This is a genomic window from Mesorhizobium sp. M4A.F.Ca.ET.022.05.2.1 (genome assembly GCF_003998845.1).
Lineage (GTDB): Bacteria > Pseudomonadota > Alphaproteobacteria > Rhizobiales > Rhizobiaceae > Mesorhizobium.
Window position 1 is genome coordinate 1 of record NZ_RZOJ01000712.1, and the last position, 1,378, is coordinate 1,378.

The 1,378-nt window shown below is 63.0% G+C and carries 1 protein-coding gene; it reads left to right on the forward strand.

Features of this window, described 5'->3' with window-relative positions:
* Positions 1–331 precede the first annotated feature (331 nt).
* A partial coding sequence (locus EN745_RS34815; protein ID WP_127423313.1) for a CHASE2 domain-containing protein occupies positions 332–1,378 on the forward strand: 1,047 nt, incomplete at its 3' end.

Consider the following 1,378-nt stretch of genomic DNA (forward strand, 5'->3'; position numbering starts at 1 on the left):
GGGCGGGCCATCGCCAAGGAGATCATCGAGCGCTACGGCGGGACGATCGCTCTAGAGAACAGGGCGGGCGGGGGGCTGTCGCAGAGGGTGGCTTTTCGAGCCGTTTCCTAGTGCAAAGAACACCAGTCAACTCGAAGCCTTGCGCGTGCGCATGCTCACTTAACCTGTTCAATCTCAGGAGCCGGCGCTAGGCCTTATCGGCGTTGCCTGCTAGGTTGGCGATTGCGTATTCGCCGGGAACAATGCAGCCTAGGCTTGGGGTTCGAGAAGCTACTTCCCGGGGCGGGACCATGCAGGACGGATTCGCGGCACGGCAACTGGTGCAGAAGTCATGACACGCGCTCAGTTGGCCGGTGTCATCCTGGGCTTGTCGCTGGTAGCGGCGCTTACCATTGTCCGGGCGAGCGACCCGCAGCCGTTGAGACTCGCCCGCGAAGCGACGTTCGACCAATATCAGCGGCTGGCACCTCGCAGCTTCGAGGCGATGCCCGTCCGCGTGGTCGACATAGACGAGGCTTCATTGCGGCAGTTCGGGCAGTGGCCATGGCCCAGGGATCGCATGGCGGCTCTGGTCGACAAACTGACGGAGCTTGGCGCGGCAGTCATCGCATTCGACATCCTTTTCGCCGAGCCCGATCGTCTGTCGCCTCGCAGTGTTGTCCGCGACGTGCCAGGCATCGATCCTGCCCTGCTCGATCGCCTGCCCGACAACGACGAGATCTTCGCCCGGTCGATCGCCGGCAAGCCGGTTGTCCTGGGTTACGGCATCTCCAACGAAGGGAACTATCATCCGCAGGTGAAGGCTGGCATTGCCTTTACGGGCGAGAGCCCGGTCGATGCTCCTCCCCATATCAGGGCAGCCACACCGCTGCGGCCGCAGCTTGAGGCCAATGCCGCCGGCATCGGACATATCAGCCTCAATCCAGGCAAATCGACCGCTGTCGTGAGGACAGCTCCACTCTTTCTGACTGATGGCGAGCAGCTTTATCCGGGTCTTGCTCTCGAAGCCATGAGGGTAGCGCAGGGCGCCTCCACCTATCTGATTGCCGGCGCGCCGGAAGGGCAGGGCATAATGACCTCCGTCAAGATCGGCGACTTCGTTATCCCGGTGACCTCGGCAGGCGAACTCTGGCTCTATGTCAGCCCCGACAGGGCGGAACGGTATGTTTCGGCGAAGGACGTGCTTGCACCCAATGGCGTCTCGCCCCAAACAAGGGCCGCGATCGAGGGCAGCATCGTGTTTGTCGGCACCTCCTCCGCCGGGCTGCAGGATATTCGCGTCACGGCGCTCGGTGAGAACGTGCCGGGCGTCTCGCTCCACGCGCAGATGGTTGAACAGGTACTGTCCGGCCACTATCTGTCGCGGCCCGACTGGGCA